Source organism: Burkholderia sp. BCC1638, from assembly GCF_902833195.1.
GTDB lineage: Bacteria > Pseudomonadota > Gammaproteobacteria > Burkholderiales > Burkholderiaceae > Burkholderia > Burkholderia diffusa.
On the sequence record NZ_CADFEC010000020.1, the window covers coordinates 36716 to 60468 of the forward strand.

Consider the following 23753-nt stretch of genomic DNA (forward strand, 5'->3'; position numbering starts at 1 on the left):
GCGGGCTCAGACCCAGTCGCGCGGCACGAGGAACTCGCTCAGGCGCGCTTCGGGCGAGCCCGGCTCGGGTTGCCAGTTGTAGCGCCAGTTCGCGACCGGCGGCATCGACATCAGGATCGATTCGGTCCGGCCGCCGCTTTGCAGGCCGAACAGCGTGCCGCGGTCGAATACGAGGTTGAATTCCACGTAGCGGCCGCGCCGGTAAGCCTGGAAGTCGCGTTCACGCTCGCCGTACGGCAGCGCGACGCGGCGTTCGACGATCGGCAGATACGCATTCAGGAACGCGTCGCCGACGCTCTGCATCATCTCGAACGAGCGTTCGAACCCGGGTTCGGCGAAGTCGTCGAAGAAGATCCCGCCGATGCCGCGCGTCTCGTTGCGGTGCTTCAGGAAGAAATATTCGTCGCACCACGTCTTGAAGCGCGGATAGAGCTCGGCGCCGAATGGGTCGAGCGCGTCCTTGCAGGTCTGGTGGAAATGGCGCGCGTCGTCCTCGAACGGATAAACCGGTGTCAGATCCATCCCGCCGCCGAACCAGAAGATCGGCGCCTCGCCGGGCTTCGTCGCGATCAGCATCCGCACGTTCATGTGCACCGTCGGGCAGTACGGGTTGCGCGGGTGCAGCACGAGCGACACGCCGAGCGCCTCGAAGCCGCGGCCGGCCAGCTGCGGGCGCGCGGCGCTCGCCGACGGCGGCAGCGCGTCGCCCGCGACGTCGGAGAAACCAATTCCCGCGCGCTCGAACACACGGCCGCCTTCGAGAATCCGCGTGCAGCCGCCGCCGCGCAGGCGCTCTTCCGGCCCGCGCTGCCACGCATCGGTCGCGAGCGGCGTGCCGTCGAGCGCGCCGAGCGCGTCGGCGATGCGTGTCTGCAGGCCCTGGAGGTACGTGCGCACGCGCGCCACGTCGTAGGTCGAATCGGTCATGTCTGAACTGGGTGCCCCCGCGCGAAGCGGGGGCCGTAAAAAAGGCATCTGCCGGGCATTCTATCGAACCCCGGCAGAGGAGGCCGCCGCTTGCGACGGCAAGGTGGCGGTCAGGGCGTCACGCGCTCTTGCGGTTCAGCGCGCGAAAGCCGATGTCGCGGCGGTACTGCATGCCTTCGAAATTGATCTGGTTGATCGTGTCGTACGCATGCTGCTGCGCTTCGCGCACCGAATCGGCGAGACCGACCACGCACAGCACGCGGCCGCCCGACGTGACGAGCTTGTCGCCTTCGGCGAGCGTCGTGCCCGCATGGAACGTCACGGCCTGTTCGGTCTCGGCCGGGATTCCGTTGATGCGGTCGCCCTTGCGCGGCGCGTCCGGATAGCCGTGCGCGGCCAGCACGACGCCGAGCGCGGTGCGGCGGTCCCAGTCGAGCTCGACCGTGTCGAGCGTGCCCGCGATCGCCTGTTCGACGACCTTCGAGAAATCGCTCTTCAGGCGCGCCATGATCGGCTGCGTCTCCGGGTCGCCCATCCGGCAGTTGAACTCGAGCGTGCGCGGATTGCCTTCCTTGTCGATCATCAGACCCGCATACAGGAAGCCCGTGAAGCGGATGCCGTCCTTCTCCATCCCGCGCACCGTCGGCATGATGATTTCGCGCATCACGCGTGCGTGCATCTGAGGCGTGACGATCGGTGCGGGCGAGTAGGCGCCCATGCCGCCCGTGTTCGGGCCGCGGTCCTCGTCGAGCAGACGCTTGTGGTCCTGGCTGGAAGCCAGCGCCAGCGCGTGCTTGCCGTCGACCATCACGATGAAGCTCGCTTCCTCGCCGTCGAGGAATTCCTCGATCACGACGCGCGCGCCGGCGTCGCCGAGCTTGTTGCCCGACAGCATCATGTCGACTGCGGCATGCGCTTCTTCCAGCGACATCGCGACGACGACACCCTTGCCGGCCGCAAGGCCATCGGCCTTCACGACGATCGGCGCACCCTTCGCGTCGATGTACGCGTGCGCGGCGGCGGCGTCGGAGAAGGTTTCGTAGTCGGCGGTCGGAATGCCGTGGCGTTTCATGAACGCCTTCGCGAAATCCTTCGAGCTTTCGAGCTGCGCGGCTTCGCGGGTCGGGCCGAACACCTTCAGGCCGCGTGCGCGGAACAGGTTGACGATGCCGGCCGCGAGCGGCGCTTCCGGGCCGACGAGCGTGAACGCGACGCCTTCGCTTTCCGCGAAATCGGCGAGTGCGTCGAGCGACGTGATGTCGACGTTCTTCAGACGCTCGTCCTGCGCCGTGCCGCCATTGCCGGGCGCGACATAGACCATCTGGACACGCGGCGACTGCGCGAGCTTCCACGCCAGCGCATGTTCGCGGCCGCCGGAACCGACGACGAGTAGTTTCATGGGATTCCCCGCAGACTAGAAAACAGGGCGGCCGGCACGCTCAGGCGCGCCGGCCGCGAAATCGGTCGGGCCGCCGTCGCGACGATGCGCACGGCGGCCGGCATCTCATTCCTCGACGATGACGGCGTTCGTATACACCTCCTGCACGTCGTCGAGGTTCTCGAGCGCGTCCAGGAGCTTCTGCATCTTCGCCGCATCGTCGCCGGTGAATTCGACTTCGTTCTGCGGCTTCATCGTCACTTCGGCGAGTTCGGCCTTGAAGCCCGCGGCTTCGAGCGCGTCCTTCACCGCCGAGAAGGCCTGCCAGTCGCACAGCACTTCGATCGAGCCGTCGTCGTTCGTGCTGACGTCGTCCGCGCCGGCTTCGAGCGCCGCTTCCATCAGCGCGTCTTCCGACGTGCCGGGCGCGAACAGGAACTGGCCGACGTGATCGAACATGAACGCGACCGAACCGTCGGTGCCCATGTTGCCGCCGAATTTCGAGAATGCATGACGGACTTCCGCGACCGTGCGGGTGCGGTTGTCGGTCAGCGTGTCGACGATGATCGCCGCGCCGCTGATGCCGTAGCCTTCGTAACGGATTTCTTCGTAGTTCGCGCCGTCCGCGCCGCCGACGCCGCGGTCGATCGCGCGCTTGACGTTGTCCTTCGGCATGTTCGCGTCGGCTGCCTTGTCGACCGCGAGACGCAGACGCGGGTTCGAGCTGGCGTCGCCGCCGCCGAGGCGGGCCGCGACCTGGATTTCCTTGATCAGGCGGGTCCAGATCTTGCCGCGCTTCGCGTCGGCAGCTGCCTTCTTATGCTTGATGTTGGCCCATTTCGAATGACCAGCCATACCTTTCTCCGTGCCCGGGCGCGCTGCGCGGGCGATTGTGCCAATGTGTCGTTGAATCGGCGGCCGTCTGGGCGGGCGTGATGCCGCGGGGCCGCGCGTGTCGAGTGGAACGTGATTTTATCACGCGGCGACCGTCGCTTCGGGGCCGCCGTGCATGGCCGAACGGCCGGGCGGGCCGCTCGGTTTGCCGGGCCGCGCGGCCCGGCGGCGGCGTGCGTCAGTTCTTGGTGCCGAACAGGCGGTCGCCCGCGTCGCCCAGGCCCGGCACGATGTACGCGTGCTCGTTCAGGTGCGAGTCGAGCGACGCGACGAACAGCTTCACGTCCGGGTGCGCGTCCTGGAACACCTGCACGCCCTCGGGCGCGGCGACCAGCGCGACGAACATGATGTTCGCGGCCGGCACGTTGCGGCGCTTGAGCACGTCGACCGCGTGCACGGCCGAATAGCCGGTCGCGACCATCGGGTCGCACAGGATGAAGATGCGATCCTCGAGATCGGGCAGGCGCACCAGGTATTCGACCGGGCGGTGATCCTCGGCGCGGTAGACGCCGATGTGGCCGACGCGCGCGGACGGCACCAGGTCGAGCAGGCCGTCCGACATCCCGATGCCGGCGCGCAGCACGGGGACGATCGCGAGCTTCTTGCCCGCGATCACCGGCGCGTCGACCGCCACGAGCGGGGTTTCGACCCGCTTGGTCGTGATCGGGAGGTTGCGGGTGATCTCGTAGCCCATCAGCAGCGTGATCTCGCGCAGCAGTTCGCGGAACGTGCGCGTCGACGTGTCCTTGTCGCGCATGTGGGTCAGCTTGTGCTGGATCAGCGGGTGATCGGTGATGAAGAGATTCGGGAAACGGCTGTCCTGTTTCATGACGGGGTGCCTTGGCGGCAAAAGGGGATCGGGGGCGGCGATGGCGCCATGCCGGCCGCCGCTTATGGTCGCAATTTTACCAAGGCGCGCCACGTGATCCGGATATTATCGACGTCTCACGACAATCCGCGCGCCGTGTCCGGCCGTTCGCGCCCGTTCGCCCGTCCGGCGATGCGGCCGGCCCGCGCCGGCGCGCGTCGCCATAAGGGAATCGACGATGGATCTCGGCATCGCAGGAAAGACCGCGCTCGTGTGCGCGGCGAGCAAGGGGCTCGGACGCGGCTGCGCGGAAGCGCTGGCCGCCGAGGGCGTGAATCTCGTGATCGTCGCGCGCACGCGCGACACGCTGGAGGAAACCGCGGAGGAGATCCGCGCCGGGTCGAACGTGTCGATCACCGCCGTCGCCTGCGACATCACGACGCCCGACGGCCGCGCGGCCGCGCTCGCCGCCTGCCCGCAGCCGGACATTCTCGTGACAAATGCCGGCGGGCCGCCGCCCGGCGACTTCCGCGATTTCTCGCACGACGACTGGATCCGCGCGCTGGAGTCGAACATGCTGACGCCGATCGAGCTGATTCGCGCGACCGTCGACGGGATGATCGGGCGCGGTTTCGGCCGGATCGTCAACATCACGAGTTCGGCCGTGAAGGCGCCGATCGACGTGCTCGCGCTGTCGAACGGCGCGCGCTCGGGGCTGACCGGCTTCGTCGCGGGGCTGTCGCGCAAGGTCGCGGGGCAGGGCGTGACGATCAATAACCTGCTGCCCGGGCTGTTCGACACCGACCGGATCGCGACGACGCTCGCGGCGTCGGCGAAGGCGCAGGGCGTGACGGTCGACGAGATGCGCGCGCGGCGCGCGAAGGAAATCCCGGCCGGGCGCCTCGGCACGCGTGCCGAATTCGGCGCGGCGTGCGCGTTCCTCTGCAGCGTCCACGCCGGCTACATCACGGGGCAGAACTGGCTGCTCGACGGCGGCGCGTATCCGGGCACGTTCTGACGCGCGCACCGCCATTCACGCATACGACAACAATCGACCCACGAAGGAAATGGAGATGAGCAAACCCCGCATCGCATTGATCGCGCACGACGCGAAGAAGGACGAGATCGTCGCGCTCGCGGGCCAGTACCGCGAGACGCTCGCGCAATGCAGGCTGGTCGGAACGGGCACGACGGGCGGCCGCATCGCCGCCGCGCACGGGCTCGAGGTCGAGCGCAAGCTGTCGGGGCCGCTCGGCGGCGACCTGCAGATCGGGGCGGAATTGGCCGAAGGCCGCGTCGACATCGTCGTGTTCCTGCGCGACCCGATGACCGCGCAGCCGCACGATCCGGACATCACCGCGCTGGTGCGCGCGTGCGACGTGCACGACGTGCCGGTCGCGACGAACGTGGCGACCGCGCGGATGCTGCTCGACGATCTGGCGCGCAACATGCAGGACGTTTGCTAGTCGGCCGCCGGTCCGGCCTGATTGCCCTTGCTGACGGCAGGGCCATGCACGCCCGGCCGTGACGCGCGAGAATCGGGCGTCGCGACGCGCACCGCCGCCGGTCCCGTACCGATCGGCACCGGAGCGCGTCGGCGACCCGAATATCCCCTGACCGATTCAGAAACGAGGAGCGAAACGATGCCGAAAGCAATCCGATACGACCAGCCGGGCGGCCCGGACGTGATGAAGTGGGTCGATGTCGAGGTCGGCGAGCCGAAGGCGGGCGAAGTCCGTATCCGGCAGCATGCGGTCGGGCTCAACTATATCGACGTGTATTTCCGCACCGGCCTCTATCCGCAGCCGCTGCCCGGCGGCCTCGGGATGGAGGCGGCGGGCGAGGTGACGGCCGTCGGCGAGGGCGTGACCGCGCTCAAGGCGGGCGATCGCGTCGCCTACGTCGGGCAGCCGCCCGGCGCGTATGCGCAGGAGCGCGTGATGCCGGCCGAGCGGCTCGTGAAACTGCCCGACGGGATCAGCTACGACGACGCGGCGTCGGTGATGCTGCAGGGGCTGACCGCGCACTATCTGCTGCGCCGCACGTACCCGGTGAAGGCCGGCGACACGATCCTGATCCACGCGGCGGCCGGCGGTGTCGGCCTGCTCGTGTGCCAGTGGGCGAAGGCGCTCGGCGCGACCGTGATCGGGACGGTCGGCTCCGACGAGAAGGCCGCGCTCGCGAAGGCGCACGGCTGCGATCATCCGATCGTCTATACGCGCGAGAACTTCACGCAGCGCGTGAAGGAGATCACGAACGGCGCGGGTGTGCCGGTCGTCTACGACTCGATCGGCAAGGACACCTACATCGGTTCGCTCGACTGCCTCGCGCCGCTCGGGTTTTTCGTCAGCTTCGGCAATGCATCGGGCCCGCTGCCGGCGATCGACTCGAAGGAGTTCTCGTCGCGCGGCTCGCTGTTCTTCACGCGGCCGACGCTGTTCTCGTACATCGCGAAGCGTGCGGATCTCGAATCCGCGGCCGCCGAGCTGTTCGACGTGATCCTGTCGGGCAAGGTGAAGACGAGCATCAACCAGCGCTATCCGCTCGCGGAAGTCGGCCGCGCGCATGCCGATCTCGAGTCGCGCAAGACGACCGGCTCGACGATCCTCGTTCCCTGACGCATCCCTTCGTGCCGGCACCACGCCGGCACGCACCCAGACGGGCGGCGCTGGCCGCCGCCCGCTTCGTCCTCGTCCCGCCCGCCGTTTCCCGCCGCACGCGTTTACGCGTTTTTTATACCGGCCCGATTACCTTTGACCCGACCTTTACGCGCGTTCCCATAAGGTTCTAGTCGTCCGATTTCGACGACGGAGAACACAAAAATGGATGGGGTTTTCATCGGCGCACTGGTGTTGTTCACCGCGCTGATCCTCGGTTTGCTTGCCGGTTGCGAGAAGCTCGTGCAATACGGTCGCGGGGGGCGCGCATGACCTGGATGCTTTGGCTCGCGGGTGCCTCGACGGCCCTGCTGTTCGCGTATCTCGTCTTTGCGCTGCTGCGCGCGGAGGACATCGAATGAACGCGAACAACCTGTTGCAGATACTGCTGTTCATCGTCGTGCTGCTCGCGGCGGCCGTGCCGGTCGCGCGCTACCTCACGGGCGTGATGGACGGCAGTTCGCGTGTCGTGCGCGTGTTCGGGCCGCTCGAGCGCGCGCTGTACCGCATCGCCGGCGTCGACGCCGGCACCGAAATGAACTGGAAGCAGTATGCGATCGCCACGATCGCGTTCAACGCGCTCGGCGCGCTGTTCCTGTATGGCCTGCTGCGCCTGCAGGGGTTCCTGCCCGGCAATCCGCAGCAATTCGGCGCGATGACGGCCGACGGTGCGTTCAACACCGCCGTCAGCTTCGTCACCAACACCAACTGGCAGGACTACACGCCCGAGCAGACCGTCAGCTACCTGACGCAGATGCTCGGCCTGACCGTGCAGAACTTCCTGTCGGCGGCAACGGGCATCGTCGTCGTGATCGCGCTGATCCGCGGCTTCGCGCGTCATACCGCGCAGACGATCGGCAACTTCTGGGTCGACCTCACGCGCGTGACGCTGTACGTGCTCGTGCCGATGGCCGCGCTCGTCGCCGCGCTGCTGATGAGCCAGGGCGTGATCCAGAACATGAAGGCGTACCAGGACGTGCCGGTGCTGCAGGCGAGCACCTACGCGGCGCCGAAGCTCGACGCGCAGGGCAACCCGGTCAAGGACGACAAGGGCAACCCGGTGACGGTGCCCGCGCCGCTCGTGAAGCAGACGCTCGCGATGGGTCCGGTCGCGTCGCAAGAAGCGATCAAGATGCTCGGCACCAACGGCGGCGGCTTCTTCAACGCGAACTCCGCGCACCCGTACGAGAACCCGACGCCGTTCGCGAACTTCCTGCAGATCTTCTCGATCCTGATCATCCCGGCCGCGCTGGCCCTCGTGTTCGGCCGGATGATCGGCGACCGCCGGCAGGGCATCGCGGTGCTCGCGGCGATGACGGTCGCGTTCGTGATCGCGATCGGCGTCGAGGTGAGCGCCGAGCAGGCCGGCAACCCGACGCTCGCCGCGCTGCACGTCGACCAGTCGACGAGCGCGCTGCAGCCGGGCGGCAACATGGAAGGCAAGGAAACGCGCTTCGGCATCGCGCAGACCGGCATCTTCACGGTCGCGACGACGGCCGCGTCGTGCGGCGCGGTCGACACGATGCACGATTCGCTGACGCCGCTCGGCGGTCTCGTGCCGATGCTGCTGATGCAGCTCGGCGAGGTGATCTACGGCGGCGTCGGTTCCGGCCTCTACGGGATGCTCGTGTTCGCGCTGCTCGCGGTGTTCGTCGCGGGCCTGATGATCGGCCGCACGCCGGAATACGTCGGCAAGAAGATCGAGTCGTACGAGATGAAGATGGTGTCGATCGTCGTGCTGCTCACGCCGCTGCTCGTGCTGCTCGGCACGTCGATCGCGGTGCTCGCCGATGCGGGCAAGGCCGGCATCGCGAATCCGGGCCCGCACGGCTTCTCGGAAATCCTGTACGCGTTCAGCTCGGCCGCGAACAACAACGGCAGCGCGTTCGCGGGCCTGACGGTCGGCACGCCGTTCTACAACTGGATGACCGCGATCGCGATGTGGTTCGGCCGCTTCGGCACGATCGTGCCGGTGCTGGCGATCGCCGGCTCGCTCGCCGCGAAGAAGCGCATTGCGGCGACGAGCGGCACGCTGCCGACGCACGGCCCGCTGTTCGTCGTGCTGCTGCTGGGCACCGTGATGCTGGTGGGCGCGCTGACCTACGTGCCGGCGCTCGCGCTCGGCCCGGGCGTCGAGCATCTGATGATGTGGCTGGGCGCGTGATGCGCGCCCGCATGGCGACACCTTGCAAAGACTGAAGAGATTGAAGAGATCGCAATGACTCAACATTCCGCAACACGGTCCATGTTCGATCCGGCGCTGCTGCGTCCGGCGATCGTGGATTCGTTCAAGAAACTCACGCCGCGCACGCAGTTCCGCAACCCGGTGATGTTTTGCGTGTACGTCGGCAGCATCCTGACCACGATCCTGTGGATCGCGGCGCTCGTCGGCCAGGCCGAGGCGCCGGCGGGCTTCATCCTCGCGATCGCGCTGTGGCTGTGGTTCACGGTGCTGTTCGCGAACTTCGCCGAAGCGCTCGCCGAAGGGCGCTCGAAGGCGCAGGCCGCATCGCTGCGCAGCGCGAAGAAGGACGTGATGGCGAAGAAGCTCAACGAGCCGCATCCGAAGTCGCCGATCCGGATCATGACCGCGTCCGACCTGCGCAAGGGCGACGTCGTGCTGGTCGAGGCCGGCGACGTGATCCCGGCCGACGGTGAAGTCGTCGAGGGCGTCGCATCGGTCGACGAATCGGCGATCACCGGCGAATCCGCGCCGGTGATCCGCGAGTCGGGCGGCGACTTCTCGTCGGTGACGGGCGGCACGCGCGTGCTGTCCGACTGGATCGTCGTGAAGGTCACGGCGAACCCGGGCGAGGCGTTCCTCGACCGGATGATCGCGATGGTCGAAGGCGCGAAGCGCAAGAAGACGCCGAACGAGGTCGCGCTGACGATCCTGCTTGTCGCGCTGACGATCGTGATGCTGCTCGCGACCGCGACGCTGCTGCCGTTCTCGATGTTCGCGGTCGACGCGATGAAGGCCGGTCACGTGGTGACGATCACCGTGCTCGTCGCGCTGCTCGTGTGCCTGATCCCAACGACGATCGGCGGGCTGCTGTCCGCGATCGGCGTGGCCGGGATGAGCCGGATGATGCAGGCGAACGTGATCGCGACGTCGGGCCGGGCGGTCGAAGCGGCCGGTGACGTCGACGTGCTGCTGCTCGACAAGACCGGCACGATCACGCTCGGCAACCGCCAGGCGTCGATGTTCGTGCCCGCGCCGGGCGTGACCGAGGAAGCGCTGGCCGACGCCGCGCAGCTGTCGTCACTCGCCGACGAAACGCCGGAGGGCCGCAGCATCGTCGTGCTCGCGAAGGAACGCTTCAACATCCGCCAGCGCGACATGGCGCAACTGCATGCGACGTTCCTCGGCTTCTCCGCGCAGACGCGGATGAGCGGCGTCGATCTGCCCGGTCGTGAAATCCGCAAGGGCGCGGCCGATGCGATCCGCCGCTACGTCGAGACGCACGGCAGCCGCTTTCCGGACGAAGTGCGCCGCGCGGTCGACGAAGTCGCGCGCCGCGGCAGCACGCCGCTCGTCGTGGCCGACCTGCATGACGGCGCGGCGCGCGTGCTCGGCGTGATCGAGCTGAAGGACATCGTGAAGGGCGGCATCAAGGAGCGCTTCGCGGAACTGCGCAAGATGGGCATCAAGACCGTGATGGTGACGGGCGACAACCGGCTCACCGCCGCGGCGATCGCGGCGGAAGCGGGTGTCGACGATTTCCTCGCGGAAGCAACGCCGGAAACCAAGCTCGCGACGATCCGCGAGCACCAGGCGGCGGGGCGCCTCGTCGCGATGACGGGCGACGGCACCAACGACGCGCCGGCGCTCGCGCAGGCCGACGTGGCGGTGGCGATGAACACCGGCACGCAGGCGGCGAAGGAAGCCGGCAACATGGTCGACCTCGACTCGAACCCGACGAAGCTGATCGAGATCGTCGAGATCGGCAAGCAGATGCTGATGACGCGCGGCTCGCTGACGACCTTCTCGATCGCGAACGACATCGCGAAATACTTCGCGATCATCCCGGCCGCGTTCGTGACGACGTACCCGCAGCTGCGCGTGCTCGACATCATGCATCTGACGTCGCCGGCGTCGGCGATCCTGTCGGCGGTGATCTTCAACGCGCTGATCATCGTCGCGCTGATCCCGCTCGCGCTGAAGGGCGTCACCTACCGGCCGCTCGGCGCCGCGTCGCTGCTGCGCCGCAACCTGCTGGTGTACGGCCTCGGCGGCGTGCTGCTGCCGTTCCCGTTCATCAAGCTGATCGACATGACGCTCGCCGCGCTCGGCTGGGCCTGATGCGCCGTACCTGAAGGAAGAACCATCATGAAATCGTTGATTCGCCCGCTCGTCGTGATCTTCGTCGTACTGACCGTCGTGACGGGGCTTGCCTACCCGGCCGTGATGACCGTGTTCGGCCAGGCCGTGTTCCCGTCGCAGGCGAACGGCAGCCTGATCGAGAAGGACGGCAAGGCGGTCGGCTCCGCGCTGATCGGCCAGCCGTTCGATGCGCCGAAGTATTTCTGGGGCCGGCTGTCGGCCACGTCGCCGATGCCGTACAACGCGACGGGCTCCGGCGGCTCGAACCTCGGCCCGCTGAACCCGTCGCTCGCCGACCAGGTGAAGGCGCGCATCGCCGCGCTGCGCGACGCGGGCACCGACATGTCGAAGCCCGTGCCTGTCGACCTCGTGACGGCGTCGGCGAGCGGCCTCGATCCGGAGATCACGCCGGCCGCCGCCGCGTACCAGGTCGAGCGCGTCGCGAAGGCGCGCAACCTGACGGCGGATGCGGTCGCGCAGCTCGTCGCCGCGAACACGGCCGGCCGCCAGTTCGGCGTGCTCGGCGAGCCGCGCGTGAACGTGCTGAAGCTGAACCTCGCGCTCGACGCGGCGCAGGCCGCGCACTGACCGTGTGCGACAACCGGCGTCCGGCGCGGCCCGATCTGCGCCGGACGCGCTTTTCCGACGGCGCATGCGCCGTCTTTGCCTTTTGCGGCGATTTGGAACAACAATGACGGTACTCGTTCGCAATCCCGCGCTTCGCCTTCCCGACGCATGAACCGCCCCGATCCCGACCAACTCCTCGACAAGCTGCAGCGCGACGAAGAAAAGCAGCGGCGCGGCCAGCTCAAGATCTTCTTTGGCGCGTCCGCCGGCGTCGGCAAGACCTACGCGATGCTGCAGGCCGCGCGCCAGCGCAAGCAGGATGGTGTCGACGTCGTCGTCGGGATCGTCGAGACCCACGGCCGCAGCGAAACCGCCGCGCTGCTCGACGGCCTCGACGTGCTGCCGCTCGCGCGCATCGACTATCGCGGCCGCACGCTCGCCGAATTCGATCTCGACGGCGCGCTCGCGCGTGCGCCGCAACTGATCCTCGTCGACGAGCTCGCGCATTCGAACGTGCAGGGCGCGCGTCACCTGAAGCGCTGGCAGGACGTCTACGAACTGCTCGACGCGGGCATCGACGTGTACACCACGGTCAACGTCCAGCATCTCGAAAGCCTGAACGACGTGGTCGGCGCGATCACCGGCATCCGCGTGTGGGAGACCGTGCCCGACCGCGTGTTCGACGCGGCCGACGAGGTCACGCTGGTCGACCTGCCGGCCGAGGAACTGCTCGCGCGGATGCGCGACGGCAAGGTCTATCTCGCGCAGCAGGCCGAGCGCGCGGTGCGCAACTTCTTCCGCAAGGGCAACCTGATCGCGCTGCGCGAACTGGCGTTGCGGCGCACGGCGGACCGCGTCGACGCGCAGATGCGCGAATACCGCGCCGACCGTTCGATCCAGCGCATCTGGCAGGCGCGCGAGCGGCTGCTCGTGTGCGTCGGGCCGGGGCCCGAGGCGCCGACGCTCGTGCGCGCCGCCGCGCGGCTCGCCGCGAGCCTGAAGGCCGACTGGATCGCCGTCTATGTGGAGACGCCGCGCCTGCAGCGGCTGCCCGACGCGCGGCGGCAGCGCACGCTCGACGCGCTGAAACTCGCGGCCGAGCTCGGCGCGGAGACGGCCACGCTCGCCGGCGACGACGCGGTCGCCGCGCTGATCGGCTACGCGAAGGTGCGCAACGTGTCGAAGCTCGTCGCGGGCGGCTCGCCGAAGGTCGGGCTCGCGCGCCGCTTCGCGCGGCCGTTCGGCGAAAAGCTCGCCGAGCGCGCGGGCGATGTCGACCTGATGCTGATCCGTGCGTCGGCGAGCGACGAAGTGCGCGCGACGCCGCTCGACGCGCGCGCACGCGACTGGCGCGACACGTTCGCGCAATTCGGCATGCGGCGTTCGCCGCCGCGCCACTACCTGTACGCGGCCGCGATCTGCGCGGCGATCACCGGCGTCGCGAGCATCGTGTCCGAGCGGCTCGACCTGACGAACCTCGTGATGCTGTATCTGCTCGGCGTCGTGTTTTCGGCCGTGCGGCTCGGGCGCGGCCCGGGCGTGCTGCAGTCGTTCCTGTCGGTCGCCGCGTTCGATTTCTTCTTCGTGCCGCCACGCATGTCGTTCTCGGTCAGCGACACGCAGTACCTGCTGACCTTCTTCGGGATGCTGCTGACGTCGCTCGTGATCAGCCATCTGACGTCGACGCTGACGCGCCAGGCGAGCATCGCGCAGCGTCGCGAGCGCCGCACCGGCGCGATCTACGCGATGGCGCGCGAACTCGGCGCGGCGTTGACGACCGAGCAGATCGTCGAGATCGGCAGCCGCCACGTGGGCGAGGTGTTCCGCGCGCGCGTGGCGTTCCTGCTGCCCGACAGCGCGGACCAGGTGCGGCAGAAGATCGAGGAGCCCGATGCGGTCGTCACGCTGACGGGCGCGGATCTCGACAGCGACGTCGGCCAGTGGGTGTACGACCAGCAGAAGCCGGCCGGCCGCGGCACCGACACGCTGCCCGCGACCGCCGCGCTGTACCTGCCGCTGAAGGCGCCGATGCGCACGCGCGGCGTGCTCGCGGTCGCGTCGCGCGACCCGCGGGAGCTCGAGGTGCCCGAGCAGCTGCGGATGCTCGATGCGTTCGCCGCGCAGATCGCGCTCGCGCTCGAGCGCGTGCACTACGTCGAGATCGCGCGCGACGCGCTCGTCAACATGGAGTCCGAGCGGCTGCGCAACTCGCTGCTGTCGGCGATCTCGCACGACCTGCGCACGCCGCTCACGACGATCGTCGGTTTTTCGTCGATGCTCGCGAACGGACGCGCGGCCGCGCAGGACGGCGATGCCGCGGCGGCCGAGCGCTTCGCGCAGCGCGAGGGCGAGCTGGTCGACGCGATCCACGACGAGGCGCTGCGGATGACGGGCATCGTCACGAACCTGCTCGACATGGCGCGGCTGCAGGCCGGCAGCCTGCAGCTCAAGCGCCAGTGGTCGCTGCTCGAGGAAGCCGTCGGCGCCGCGCTCGCCGCGTGCAAGCGCGTGCTCGCGCGGCATCCCGCGCGCGTTTCGCTGCCGGCCGACCTGCCGCTCCTGCAGATGGACGCGGTGCTGATGGAGCGGCTGTTCACCAACCTGTTCGAGAACGCGGCGAAGTACACGCCGCCCGATACGTCGATCGAGATCGGCGCCGAGCGCGTGACCGACGACGGCCAGCCGTTCGTGCGCGTGCACGTCGACGATCACGGCCCGGGCCTGCCGGCCGGCATGGAAACGCGGATCTTCGACAAGTTCACGCGCGGCGAGAAGGAATCGGCGACGCCGGGCATCGGGCTCGGCCTCGCGATCTGCCGCGCGATCGTCGAGGCGCACGGCGGTAAAATCGGCGCGCTCAACCGTACCGCGCCCGACGGCCGCGTGACGGGCGCGCGCTTCTGGTTCACGCTGCCGGTCGACACGCCGCCGGCCGTGCCTGCCGTACCCGACGACGAAATCGACTTGCCCGGCGCATCGTCCCCCTCCGAGCCATTGCCAGACCATGAGTGAACCGAGCCTGACCGTCGTCCTGATCGAGGACGAGAAACAGATCCGCCGCTTCGTGCGCGCCGCGCTCGAAGAGGAGGACATCGCCGTGTTCGAGGCGGAGACGGGCAAGCAGGGGCTGATCGACGCGGCGACCCGCAAGCCCGATCTCGTGATCGTCGATCTCGGCCTGCCCGACACCGACGGCCTCGACGTGATCCGCGAGCTGCGCGGCTGGTCCGAGGTGCCGGTGATCGTGCTGTCCGCGCGCACGCAGGAAGAGGAGAAGGTCGCCGCGCTCGACGCGGGCGCCGACGACTACCTGACCAAGCCGTTCGGCGTGTCCGAACTGCGCGCGCGGATCCGTGCGCAACTGCGCCGGCGCAACCAGGGCGGCGCGAACGAATCGCCGAAGGTGGGCTTCGGCGGCGTGACCGTCGATCTCGCGCTGCGCCAGGTGTGGCGCGACGGCGAGATCGTGCACCTGACGCCGCTCGAATACCGGCTGCTCGCGACGCTCGTGCGGCATGCGGGGCGCGTGCTCACGCACCGTCAACTGTTGCGGGACGTCTGGGGGCCGTCGCACGTCGAGAGCCATCACTATCTGCGGATCTACATGGCGCACCTGCGCCAGAAGCTCGAGCGCGATCCCGCGCAGCCCGAGCACATCGTCACCGAAACGGGCGTCGGCTACCGGCTCGTCGGCGCCGCGTGACGGCCGCGGCATGCCGCGTGACGTGATCTGAATGCAAGGCCGTCGCGCCGGTGAAGTTGCATCGGCGCGACATTGCCGCCGCATGCTCCGGCCGTGCACACCGGCCACGGATTCCCCGCTATGCTGACCGTTCCGCGAACGAAACCGAGGAGCGTGCCATGTCCGTCCGTCTCGTCGTCATCAGTGCGCTGGCGCTTGCCGCGCCCGGCGCGTTCGCGCAGCCGCTGCCGCCCGGGCAGCAGCCTTCGGCGCCGCAGCAGGCGCTCGCCAATCCCGCGTCGGTCAATTGCGAAAAGCTCGGCGGCCGCCACGTGATCCGCAACCTGCCGAGCGGGCAGGTCGGCATGTGCGTGTTCAAGGACGGCCGCGTGTGCGACGAATGGGCGTTGTACCGCGACGACCGCTGCATCGGCGGTGGCGGCGCCAAGCGCGTGTCGAACTGAGGCTGGACGCGGCAGCGCGGGCGTGGCCGCGCCAGGCGTCGGCCCGATGTCGGCCCGATCTCCGTTCGCGCCCGGCGCCGGTGCACCCGGCGTGTCCGTAAGCGTCTTGTTATACTCGGCGCCGCCCGGGGACGACCCCGGGTCATTCGCTTCAACGGGGACGGCCCCATCCGATCCGGAGTACGTCGAGATGGCGTGGGTATTGTTGTTGATTGCCGGTTTGCTGGAAGTGGCCTGGGCGGCTGGCATGAAATCGTCCGAGGGTTTCACGAAGCTCGGACCGTCGGTGTTTACGATCGTGACGGCGCTTGCCAGCTTCGGGCTGCTCGCGGTCGCGATGCGCCAGTTGCCGCTCGGCACCGCGTATGCGGTGTGGACGGGCATCGGCGCGGTCGGCGCGTTCGTGTTCGGGATCGTGATGATGGGCGAGGCGCTCACCGCCGCCCGCGTCGCGAGCGCGTCGCTGATCGTGCTCGGGCTGGTCGGCCTGAAGCTGTCGTCGGCCGCCTGACGCCGCCGCGCCGGGCGCCGGCCGGCGCCGGTGCCCGGCCGTGACGCACTGCGGAATTGCGCCGGCCCTTGTGCCAGCCTGTCTATAATGGAACGCATTCGGGCCTGAATGTCGCCGCGCCGCGCTCGGCAGCGGCGCCGGTCGCCACGCGCCGCGCGGCCGGTCGTACCGGCTCGATCCGATCAATCGGCAAATCGCACGGAAAAGTGCAAGGAGAGGGCCATGATCGAAGCCATTTCGCTCGGCGCGGGGCTCGCGTGGGCGAGCGGGCTGCGCCTTTACCTGACGGTGCTGATCGCCGGCGTGCTCGCGCGGGTCGGCTGGCTTCATCTGCCGGACACGCTCGCGGTCCTGACGTCGCCGTGGGTCATCGGCGCCGCCGCCGTGCTCGCCGTCACCGAATTCCTTGCCGACAAGATTCCCGCGTTCGATTCGCTGTGGGACGCGGTGCACACCTTCATCCGCATTCCGGCCGGCGCGGTGCTGGCCGCCGGTGCGCTCGGCCATGCCGACCCGACCGTGCTCGCGGTCGCCGGGCTGGCCGGCGGGTCGCTCGCCGGTGCCGCCCACGTCGCGAAGGCCGGCACGCGCGCGCTGATCAACCTGTCTCCCGAGCCGATCTCGAACTGGGTCGCGTCGTCCACCGAGGACGGCCTCGTGTTCGGCGGCCTCGCACTCGCATTCTTCGTTCCCCTCGCGTTCCTCGTCCTGCTCGCCGCGTTCATCGCGGCGTCGGCCTGGGCGCTGCCGCGCCTGTGGCGCGGCGTGTCGGGCGGCTTTCGCGGGATGGCGAACCACATGGTGTCGCGGCTCAACTCGATCGGGGGCAAGCGCGATTGAAGGCGCCGTCCCCTGTCGAGCGGCAGCACGCTGACCCGTCGTCGGCCGGGCGGCCCGGCCATGCCGGCCGCTTCGGCTGGCACGACCTGATCCGCCAGGCCGCGCGGATGACCGCGCGCGACTGGCGCGCCGGCGAACTGACGCTGCTCGTGCTGGCGCTGGTGCTCGCGGTCGCCGCGCTGACGAGCGTCGGCTTCCTCGCCGACCGGCTGCGCCAGGGGCTCGAACGCGACGCGCGCCAGATGCTCGGCGCCGATTTCGTCGTGCGCGCCGACCATCCCGTCGATCCGTCGTTCGACCGCGAGGCGCGCGCGCTCGGGCTGCGTACCGCGACGACCGCGATCTTCCCGAGCATGATCGCATCGGCCGCCGGCGGGCAGGCGAGCGACGCGGCGCCCGCGCGCCTCGCGGCCGTGAAGGCCGTATCGCCCGGGTATCCGCTGCGCGGCGCGGTCGAGATCGTGCCGGCCGGCGCGACCGCCGCGCACAAGGCGACCGCGATCCCCGCGCCCGGCACCGTGTGGGCCGATCCCGCGCTGCTCGACGCATTGCACCTGAAGGCGGGGGACACCGTGCGCGTCGGGCTGCGCACGTTCACGGTCGCCGCGTCGATCTCCCGCGAGCTCGATCGCGGCTTCTCGTTCGTCAACTTCTCGCCACGGTTGATGATGCGCGCGGACGAACTCGCCGCGACGGGGCTCACCGGTTACGGCAGCCGCGTCACGTACCGGCTGCTCGTGGCCGGCGACACACCGGCCGTCGCGCGCTTCGAGGCCTACGCGCACGGGCGCGTCGACGGCGGCAAGCTGCGCGGCGTCGGTCTCGAATCGTTGCAGGAAGGCCAGCCGCAGGTGCGCCAGACGCTCGATCGCGCGCGCCATTTCCTGACGCTCGTCGCGCTCCTGACCGCGCTGCTCGCGGCGGTCGCGATCGCGATGGCCGCGCAGCGCTACATGCGGCGCCATCTGGACGGCTGCGCGACGATGCGCTGCCTCGGCGTGAGCCGCCGCACGCTCGGCGCGCTGTTCACGCTCGAATTCGCCGGCATCGGCATCGTCTCGGGCGTCGCCGGCGCGGTGCTCGGCTATGGCGGCCACTGGGCGCTTCTCGCGGCGCTCGGCAGCCTGATCGACGTCGTGCTGCCGCCGCCCACGCCTTGGCCCGCGCTCGTCGGGATCGGCGCCGCGCTCGTGCTGCTGCTCGGCTTCGCGCTGCCGCCGCTCGCGCCGCTCACCCGCGTGCCGCCGGTGCGCGTGCTGCGGCGCGACTGGGGCGACGCGTCGCGCACGGCCTGGGCCTTGTACGCGCTCGGCATCGTGCTGTTCGCGGGGCTGTTGATCGTCGCTGCGGGCAATCTGAAGCTCGGGCTGATCGTCGCGGGCGGGTTCGCGGGCGCCCTGGTCGGTTTCTCGCTGATCGCACGGCTCGCGCTGTATGCGGCGGCGCGAGCCGTGCGCGATGCGCGCGTGGCCGCAGGCGTCGGCTGGCGCTACGCGCTCGCGTCGCTGCACCGGCGCGGCACGGCCAGCGCGCTGCAGATCACCGCGCTCGCGCTGGGCCTGATGTGCCTGCTGCTGATCGCGATCACGCGCAACGACCTCGTCGCCGGCTGGCGGCAGTCGACGCCGCCCGATGCGCCTAACCAGTTCCTGATCGACATCCAGCCCGACCAGCGCGACGACGTCGCCGCATGGCTCGCCGCGCACGGCGTACGCGACGCGGTGCCCGCGCCGATGGTGCGCGGCCGGCTCGTCGCGATCAACGGCAAGCCGGTGAACCCGGACGCGTATCCGTCGGACGAGGCGCGCCGGCTCGTCGACCGCGAGTTCAACCTGTCGTATACGACCGAGCTGCCGTCCGACAACCGGATCGTCGAAGGCGACTGGTTCGGCCGTTCGGCCAGCCCGCAGATCTCGATCGAGGCCGGGCTCGCGAAGACGCTGAACGTGAAGCCGGGTGACACGCTGCGCTTCGACGTGACGGGGCTGACGGTCGATGCGCCGATCACCAGCGTGCGCAAGCTCGACTGGGGCTCGTTCCGCGTCAACTTTTTCGTGCTGATGCCGCCGCCGGTGCTGAAGGATTTCCCTGCCGTCTACCTGACGAGTTTCCACCTGCCGGCCGAGCAGGCGGCGCTGCTCGATCCGCTGATCGCGCGCTACCCGAACCTGACCGCGATCGACGTTGCACCGATCCTCGCCCAGTTGCAGCGGATGATGCTGCAGGTGGTCGGCGCGGTGCAGTTCCTGTTTGCGTTCACGCTCGCGGCGGGCGTGCTCGTGCTGTACACGGCGCTCGCCGGCTCGCGCGACGAGCGCGTGCGCGAGGCTGCGCTGCTGCGCGCGCTCGGCGCGTCGCGCGCGCAAATCAATGCGGTGCAGCGCGCGGAATTCATCGTCGTCGGCGCGCTGGCCGGCGCGCTGGCGTCAGCCGGTGCGATCGCGGTCGGCTGGGTGCTTGCGTCGCGCGTGTTCGACTTCCAGCTCGCCGTCGATCCGTGGCTCGTGCCGGCCGGCATCGCGGCCGGCGTCGCGTGCGCCGGTGCGGCCGGCTGGCTGAGCCTGCATAATGTGTTGCGGCGCCCGGCGCTGCAGTCGCTGCGCGACGCCTGAGCGTCGCCGGCGGCCCCGACTATCCCGTTTCCGATTATCCGTATGACCGATGTGAATGATGAGGCGCCGTCGCAACCGACGGCGTTCGAGCTCGTGGGCGGCGAAACCCGCGTGCGCGAAATGGTGGATCGCTTTTACGACCTGATGGACCTCGAGCCCGAGTTCGCGGAGATTCGCGCGCTGCATCCGGCGTCGCTCGACGGCTCGCGCGACAAGCTGTTCTGGTTCCTGTGCGGCTGGCTCGGCGGTCCGGATCACTACATCAGCCGGTTCGGCCACCCGCGGCTGCGCGCGCGGCACCTGCCGTTCCCGATCGCGTCGGTCGAGCGCGATCAGTGGCTGCGCTGCATGGCGTGGGCAATGGAGGACATCGGGTTGGTCGAGCCGCTGCGTGAACGGCTCATGCATTCGTTCTATGACACGGCCGACTGGATGCGCAACCGGCCCGGTTGATCGACCGGTACGCCGCTGTCCGTGCGCCGGACGATCTGCGTCTGGGCGTGTGGCCGGCGCGGCGCGACACTGTCCGCTTCCCCAACGATACGAGGCTCGCCCGATGACGACCCACGCACTGTTTCGTGAAGATGCCTATCTGACGCAATGCGAGGCCGTCGTCGCGGCCATTGGCGATGACGGCATCCGGCTCGACCGCACCGTGTTCTATCCGCTTGGCGGCGGGCAGGCCGGCGACAGCGGCACGCTGACGCTGCCTGACGGCAGCGCGATCACGATCGCCGACACGCGCAAGGCGAAGTTCGACGGCGCAACGCCCGACGACGCCGTGCACGTGCCCGCGACGGGCCAGGAAGCGCGCGTCGCGGCGCTCGCACCCGGCGCGCGCGTGATCGCGGACATCGACTGGCTGCGCCGCTACCGGCACATGCGGCTGCATACGGCCGCGCATCTGATGTGCGCGGTGCTGCCGTATCCGGTCGACGGCTGCAGCGTGACAGCCGACTACGTGCGGCTCGATTTCGCGACGTCGGACGCGATCGATCGCATCGACGTCGAGCGCCGTCTCGCGGCGCTGGTCCACGGCGCGCATGCGGTCACGACCGAATGGATCACCGACGCCGAGATGGCCGAGCGGCCCGACCTCGTGCGCACGATGAGCGTGAAGCCGCCAATGGGGCTGGGCCGCGTGCGGCTGCTGCGCATCGAAGGCGTCGATCTGCAGCCGTGCGGCGGCACGCATGTGCGCAATACGTCGGAAATCGGCGACCTGCGGGTCGCCAAACTTGAAAAGAAGAGCGCGCGGACACGGCGCCTCGTACTGGAGTTTGCATGACGATCGATAACCTGACGGACAGTGCCGCGGCGCTCGATCCGCAAGCGCGCGAGATTCTCGATTTCTGGTTCGGCGAGCCGGGTTCGGTCGAGTTCGGCCACGCGCGCAAGATGTGGTTCAACGGCGGTGCGGCGTTCGACGACGTGCTGCGGACGCGCTATGGCGTGTTGCTCGACGCCGCGTGCGACGGCGCCTACGATCGCTGGGCCGACACGCCGCTCGGTGCGCTCGCGCTGATCGTGGTGCTCGACCAGTTTTCGCGCAACATTCATCGCGGCACGCCGCGTGCGTTCGCCGCCGATCCGAAGGCGCTGGCGCTCGCGCGGCGCGTCGTCGCGACCGGGTGGGACGCGCAATTGCCGAGCGGCCATCACCGTGCGTTCGCGTACCTGCCGTTCGAACATGACGAGTCGGACGAGAGCCAGCGCGAGGCCGTGCGCCTGTGCGCGGGCATTCGCGGCGAGGCCGGGTGCGAGAGCTATCACGACTTCGCGTTGCGTCATGCGGCCGTGGTCGAGCGCTTCGGCCGTTTTCCGCACCGGAACGCGATTCTCGGCCGTACGTCGACCGATGCGGAGACGGCATTCCTGCGCGAGCCGGGCTCGTCGTTCTGACGTGCGGGGTGGTGGGGCGGCGCGCGTGAAAGCGTGCTCGAGCGCCGCTTGGCCGGCCTTCCGGAAATGATGACGGCGCCGTTTCGCGGCGCCGCCTTGCATCACTGCGTTTCGTGCTCTTCGGGGGTGCGCACGTAGACGCGCAGCAGTTCCTCGTCGTCGCCCGGGCGAGCGCCGGTCCAGAACAGCTTCCACTCGCTGCCCGGCGCCGGATCGACTGCCCGCACGCCCTGGACGATCATCCACGTGCAGCGGGTCGTCTTCGCGTCGTCGATCGGCGTGTGCTGGATACCGGAGAAGTAGTACAGCATCGGCGCTTCCGATTCGCCGAGCCCGTGCAGGCTCGCCATGCAGTCGCCGTCGCTCCATTCGAGCGCGAGATGCGCATTCAGGTCGTCGAACACCGACCGGTAACTCTTCGCGACGTCGAGCCACGGCAGCAACAGCGTATACACGAGACCCCACGCGACCAGCGCGCCCGCGCCCCACGACAGCGCGCCGCGCCACAGGCCGGTCGTGCGCAGCTTCGGCAGCAGCCACAGCCAGCCGACCGTCAGCACGAGCGCGCCGATCACGAGCCCGGGCACGATCGGCATCGTCCAGTCGAGCGGCAGCCATCGGCCGAGCGGCGCGAGGTCCGCACGCGATGCGCCCGGATCGGCCATCACCGCCCAGATTCCCCACGCGAGCGCGACGACGGTGCCGAACAGCAGGCGGCTCAGGTAATCCCACGCGAGATGCAGCCCGCGCGGCAGGCGCTCGATCGCCTGCGCGGCAACCAGCGCGAGCGGCGCGAAGAACGGCAGGATGTACAGCTGGCGCGAGGTTGCGGACACTTGCAGCACCGCGAGGCCAACCCCGGCGAACAGGACGGGCAGCGCGATGCGCGGCGTGCGCCAGTCGCGCCATGCGCCGCGCGCCAGCGCGACGATCGCGAGCGGCGCGACCGGGAAGCCGAGCAGCAGGAACGCACGCAGGATGAAGAACGGCTTGTCGTTTTCCGCGCCGAGTTCCGGCACCGAGAAACCGAAGAAGCGGCCGACGTTGTTGTCCCAGAACCAGGTCATGAACAGCGTCTCGGAACGCAGGAACAGCGCGGTCGGCCAGACGAGCGCGAACGGTGCGAACACCAGCGCGGCGACGCCGAGCGAGCGCGCGAACGCACGCGTACGGCACACGGGGTAGAGCACCAGCGCGCCCGTGAGCGTGGCAGCGAACACGAGCGGCACGAACAGGCCCTTCGCCATCAGCGCGATGCCGACGCCCGCGCCGAAGATCGGCGCGGCCCAGCGGCCGGACGGCCGCACCGGCAGCCCGTGCCGCATCTGGCGCGCCCGCGCGACGTGCTGCATCACGAGCTCGAGCAGGCCGCAGAAGCCCATCGCGGTGCCCGCGAACAGCGCGACGTCCGTCATCATGTCGTGCACGTGCTTGACGACGACGAGCGTGCTCGCGCTCAGCACGACGGGGCCGATCACGCGCAGGTCGAGCCAGCTGTCGGCGCGGCTGGCACTGCGCGCCGCGCGTGCGATGAAGCCGAACGCGAGCGCCGCGAACAGCGCGCTCGCGAGCCGTGCCGCGTCGTGCAGCGGCATCACCCGCTGCAACAGCCACGCGAGACTCGTCGCGACCCACGCGTAGAGCGGGGGCTTTTCCATGAACGGCTGGCCCGCGTTGGTCGGCACGACGAAGTCGCCCGTCTCGAGCATGTGCTGGATGATGCCGAACGTATAGGTTTCGTCCTGCTTCCACGGATCGTGGCCGAGCACGCCCGGCAGCGTGTATGCGCAGACCAGCGCGGCGACCAGCAACCAGACGCGCCAGCCGAGCTGGAGGACGCGATCGCGGGCGGTGTCCGTCGCGGCGGTGCCGCCCACGGCGGGCGTACCGGCGGCATGGAGTGTCGCGCTGAGGTCGGGATCGGTGGCTGATCGGGCGTGCGTGGCCGGAGCGGGCACGGACGTGCGTCGCCGGCCGGGCGCTGCGGTTCCTGGCATGGAAAAGATCTCGGTCGGGTCAAGCCGGTCCGGCGACATGGGCCGAACCCAATAAGGGTCGCATCAAAGCGAGATGACAGCCGGATGACCGGCTGTTTTTTGACTTGGCGCTAGTAGAGCACGGAACTGTTACGGATGTTTACTGAAATGGTCACGATATTGTGGAGATTTGTGGTGTCGTGACCACGGA

21 protein-coding genes are annotated in these 23753 nt (G+C 69.3%); 16 read left to right on the plus strand and 5 right to left on the minus strand.

Translation table 11 applies throughout. The annotated features are described in order from the left end of the window. Positions 1–6: 6 nt before the first annotated feature. The 4 genes from hemF to upp form a co-directional block, all read right to left on the minus strand. Positions 7–927 carry an oxygen-dependent coproporphyrinogen oxidase gene (gene hemF, locus HWX22_RS21875; RefSeq protein WP_059820644.1) on the minus strand — a complete coding sequence of 307 codons (921 nt, stop codon included), beginning with the start codon at positions 925–927 and terminating at the stop codon, positions 7–9. Between the two features lie 118 nt (positions 928–1045). Continuing rightward, on the minus strand, positions 1046–2326 hold the full coding sequence (gene purD / locus HWX22_RS21880; protein ID WP_059468145.1) for a phosphoribosylamine--glycine ligase: 1281 nt from the start codon (positions 2324–2326) through the stop codon (positions 1046–1048). Between the two features lie 105 nt (positions 2327–2431). Next, on the minus strand, positions 2432–3160 hold the full coding sequence (locus tag HWX22_RS21885; RefSeq protein WP_044844700.1) for a YebC/PmpR family DNA-binding transcriptional regulator: 729 nt from the start codon (positions 3158–3160) through the stop codon (positions 2432–2434). Between the two features lie 217 nt (positions 3161–3377). Further along, positions 3378–4028 carry a uracil phosphoribosyltransferase gene (upp, locus tag HWX22_RS21890; protein WP_006478229.1) on the minus strand — a complete coding sequence of 217 codons (651 nt, stop codon included), beginning with the start codon at positions 4026–4028 and terminating at the stop codon, positions 3378–3380. Positions 4029–4245: 217 nt separating this feature from the next. Between upp and HWX22_RS21895 the strand changes: the two genes are divergently transcribed. The 16 genes from HWX22_RS21895 (at position 4246) to HWX22_RS21970 (ending at position 21566) form a co-directional block, all read left to right on the plus strand. Next, positions 4246–5025 carry an SDR family oxidoreductase gene (locus tag HWX22_RS21895; RefSeq protein ID WP_059533275.1) on the plus strand — a complete coding sequence of 260 codons (780 nt, stop codon included), beginning with the start codon at positions 4246–4248 and terminating at the stop codon, positions 5023–5025. Positions 5026–5080: 55 nt separating this feature from the next. Further along, the gene (locus HWX22_RS21900; protein ID WP_059533273.1) at positions 5081–5473 is read left to right on the plus strand and encodes a methylglyoxal synthase; all 393 of its coding nucleotides are present in this window, start codon (positions 5081–5083) and stop codon (positions 5471–5473) included. 177 nt (positions 5474–5650) lie between these two features. Beyond that, positions 5651–6625 (plus strand): quinone oxidoreductase, encoded by a 975-nt coding sequence (locus tag HWX22_RS21905; RefSeq protein ID WP_175910896.1) that lies wholly within the window; start codon positions 5651–5653, stop codon positions 6623–6625. A gap of 308 nt (positions 6626–6933) precedes the next feature. Further along, positions 6934–7026 (plus strand): K(+)-transporting ATPase subunit F, encoded by a 93-nt coding sequence (kdpF, locus tag HWX22_RS21910; RefSeq protein ID WP_006752209.1) that lies wholly within the window; start codon positions 6934–6936, stop codon positions 7024–7026. Then, positions 7023–8828 carry a potassium-transporting ATPase subunit KdpA gene (gene kdpA / locus HWX22_RS21915; protein ID WP_175910894.1) on the plus strand — a complete coding sequence of 602 codons (1806 nt, stop codon included), beginning with the start codon at positions 7023–7025 and terminating at the stop codon, positions 8826–8828. The genes kdpF and kdpA overlap by 4 nt, the downstream gene beginning before the upstream one ends. 54 nt (positions 8829–8882) lie before the next feature. After that, positions 8883–10967 carry a potassium-transporting ATPase subunit KdpB gene (gene kdpB / locus HWX22_RS21920; RefSeq protein ID WP_175916380.1) on the plus strand — a complete coding sequence of 695 codons (2085 nt, stop codon included), beginning with the start codon at positions 8883–8885 and terminating at the stop codon, positions 10965–10967. Positions 10968–10994: 27 nt separating this feature from the next. Further along, entirely contained in the window at positions 10995–11576 is a 582-nt protein-coding gene (gene kdpC / locus HWX22_RS21925; protein WP_059533265.1) for a potassium-transporting ATPase subunit KdpC, read from the plus strand. A 147-nt stretch (positions 11577–11723) separates the two neighbouring features. Beyond that, the gene (locus tag HWX22_RS21930) at positions 11724–14567 is read left to right on the plus strand and encodes a sensor histidine kinase KdpD (RefSeq protein ID WP_175916381.1); all 2844 of its coding nucleotides are present in this window, start codon (positions 11724–11726) and stop codon (positions 14565–14567) included. After that, entirely contained in the window at positions 14560–15258 is a 699-nt protein-coding gene (kdpE, locus tag HWX22_RS21935) for a two-component system response regulator KdpE (protein ID WP_059533261.1), read from the plus strand. Before HWX22_RS21930 ends, kdpE begins: the two co-directional genes overlap by 8 nt. A 158-nt stretch (positions 15259–15416) precedes the next feature. Then, on the plus strand, positions 15417–15701 hold the full coding sequence (locus HWX22_RS21940; protein WP_059689393.1) for a DUF333 domain-containing protein: 285 nt from the start codon (positions 15417–15419) through the stop codon (positions 15699–15701). A 190-nt stretch (positions 15702–15891) separates the two neighbouring features. Further along, complete coding sequence (sugE, locus tag HWX22_RS21945) at positions 15892–16212, plus strand: quaternary ammonium compound efflux SMR transporter SugE (protein ID WP_059533257.1); 321 nt, start codon at positions 15892–15894, stop codon at positions 16210–16212. A gap of 222 nt (positions 16213–16434) precedes the next feature. Next, on the plus strand, positions 16435–17052 hold the full coding sequence (locus HWX22_RS21950; protein WP_040144699.1) for a DUF4126 domain-containing protein: 618 nt from the start codon (positions 16435–16437) through the stop codon (positions 17050–17052). 107 nt (positions 17053–17159) lie between these two features. Further along, positions 17160–19664, plus strand: a complete 2505-nt coding sequence (locus tag HWX22_RS21955; protein WP_175916403.1) for an FtsX-like permease family protein — start codon at positions 17160–17162, stop codon at positions 19662–19664. 42 nt (positions 19665–19706) lie between these two features. After that, entirely contained in the window at positions 19707–20117 is a 411-nt protein-coding gene (locus HWX22_RS21960) for a group II truncated hemoglobin (protein WP_175916382.1), read from the plus strand. 103 nt (positions 20118–20220) lie between these two features. Beyond that, positions 20221–20952, plus strand: coding sequence for an alanyl-tRNA editing protein (locus tag HWX22_RS21965; RefSeq protein WP_059820652.1), 732 nt, complete (start codon positions 20221–20223; stop codon positions 20950–20952). Next, entirely contained in the window at positions 20949–21566 is a 618-nt protein-coding gene (locus HWX22_RS21970; protein ID WP_175916383.1) for a DUF924 family protein, read from the plus strand. Before HWX22_RS21965 ends, HWX22_RS21970 begins: the two co-directional genes overlap by 4 nt. Before the next feature lie 101 nt (positions 21567–21667). Here HWX22_RS21970 and HWX22_RS21975 read toward each other — a convergent pair whose 3' ends face one another. Then, positions 21668–23563: a glycosyl transferase gene (locus tag HWX22_RS21975; RefSeq protein ID WP_175916384.1), complete on the minus strand. Its 1896-nt coding sequence runs from the start codon at positions 23561–23563 to the stop codon at positions 21668–21670. Positions 23564–23753: the final 190 nt, after the last annotated feature.

Bases quoted from the DNA above. Each gene is read 5' to 3' on its own strand.
- HWX22_RS21955 (WP_175916403.1), top strand. From the start codon at position 17,160: ATGACCGCGCGCGACTGGCGCGCCGGCGAACTGACGCTGCTCGTGCTG.
- HWX22_RS21900 (WP_059533273.1), top strand. From the start codon at position 5,081: ATGAGCAAACCCCGCATCGCATTGATCGCGCACGACGCGAAGAAGGAC.
- HWX22_RS21975 (WP_175916384.1), bottom strand. From the start codon at position 23,563: ATGCCAGGAACCGCAGCGCCCGGCCGGCGACGCACGTCCGTGCCCGCT.
- kdpF (WP_006752209.1), top strand. From the start codon at position 6,934: ATGACCTGGATGCTTTGGCTCGCGGGTGCCTCGACGGCCCTGCTGTTC.
- hemF (WP_059820644.1), bottom strand. From the start codon at position 927: ATGACCGATTCGACCTACGACGTGGCGCGCGTGCGCACGTACCTCCAG.
- HWX22_RS21960 (WP_175916382.1), top strand. From the start codon at position 19,707: ATGACCGATGTGAATGATGAGGCGCCGTCGCAACCGACGGCGTTCGAG.
- upp (WP_006478229.1), bottom strand. From the start codon at position 4,028: ATGAAACAGGACAGCCGTTTCCCGAATCTCTTCATCACCGATCACCCG.
- kdpC (WP_059533265.1), top strand. From the start codon at position 10,995: ATGAAATCGTTGATTCGCCCGCTCGTCGTGATCTTCGTCGTACTGACC.
- HWX22_RS21895 (WP_059533275.1), top strand. From the start codon at position 4,246: ATGGATCTCGGCATCGCAGGAAAGACCGCGCTCGTGTGCGCGGCGAGC.
- HWX22_RS21885 (WP_044844700.1), bottom strand. From the start codon at position 3,160: ATGGCTGGTCATTCGAAATGGGCCAACATCAAGCATAAGAAGGCAGCT.
- purD (WP_059468145.1), bottom strand. From the start codon at position 2,326: ATGAAACTACTCGTCGTCGGTTCCGGCGGCCGCGAACATGCGCTGGCG.
- HWX22_RS21950 (WP_040144699.1), top strand. From the start codon at position 16,435: ATGATCGAAGCCATTTCGCTCGGCGCGGGGCTCGCGTGGGCGAGCGGG.
- kdpA (WP_175910894.1), top strand. From the start codon at position 7,023: ATGAACGCGAACAACCTGTTGCAGATACTGCTGTTCATCGTCGTGCTG.
- kdpE (WP_059533261.1), top strand. From the start codon at position 14,560: ATGAGTGAACCGAGCCTGACCGTCGTCCTGATCGAGGACGAGAAACAG.
- HWX22_RS21965 (WP_059820652.1), top strand. From the start codon at position 20,221: ATGACGACCCACGCACTGTTTCGTGAAGATGCCTATCTGACGCAATGC.
- sugE (WP_059533257.1), top strand. From the start codon at position 15,892: ATGGCGTGGGTATTGTTGTTGATTGCCGGTTTGCTGGAAGTGGCCTGG.
- kdpB (WP_175916380.1), top strand. From the start codon at position 8,883: ATGACTCAACATTCCGCAACACGGTCCATGTTCGATCCGGCGCTGCTG.
- HWX22_RS21970 (WP_175916383.1), top strand. From the start codon at position 20,949: ATGACGATCGATAACCTGACGGACAGTGCCGCGGCGCTCGATCCGCAA.
- HWX22_RS21940 (WP_059689393.1), top strand. From the start codon at position 15,417: ATGTCCGTCCGTCTCGTCGTCATCAGTGCGCTGGCGCTTGCCGCGCCC.
- HWX22_RS21930 (WP_175916381.1), top strand. From the start codon at position 11,724: ATGAACCGCCCCGATCCCGACCAACTCCTCGACAAGCTGCAGCGCGAC.
- HWX22_RS21905 (WP_175910896.1), top strand. From the start codon at position 5,651: ATGCCGAAAGCAATCCGATACGACCAGCCGGGCGGCCCGGACGTGATG.